We start from the raw sequence: 282 nt of genomic DNA, 5'->3' as shown, positions 1-282 counted from the left end.
ATCCCCAATATACATTACTTCCTCCCCCATCCTCTCAAAAAACTAATTCCCAATCAACAACAACCCTTCTTTCACATTACCCCCCTCAATAACCCTACCTCCCACCACCAATTTTAACTCCCTATCTTCTACACCCTCAAAACCCCCAAAATCCAATATCCCTTCCTCAATAAACCATTCCATCCATCCATCCTCTTTCCACCCTACCACATTCTCCCCTACAACATCACTCATCACATATCTCAATCCAGCTAACTCTATTCCCCCAAAATCCTTTAACTC

At 42.9% G+C, this 282-nt stretch carries 1 pseudogene; it reads right to left on the bottom strand.

Annotated features, from left to right (window positions below):
• Positions 1 to 42: 42 nt before the first annotated feature.
• A pseudogene (locus FS628_RS31655) lies at positions 43 to 282 on the bottom strand (tetratricopeptide repeat protein); the annotation flags it as partial.

The organism is Paenibacillus xylanexedens (genome assembly GCF_007676705.1).
GTDB classification, from domain to species: Bacteria; Bacillota; Bacilli; order Paenibacillales; family Paenibacillaceae; genus Paenibacillus; species Paenibacillus xylanexedens_C.
Note: the sequence above shows the minus strand (reverse complement) of the source record. Positions and strands in the feature narration are given on the sequence as shown.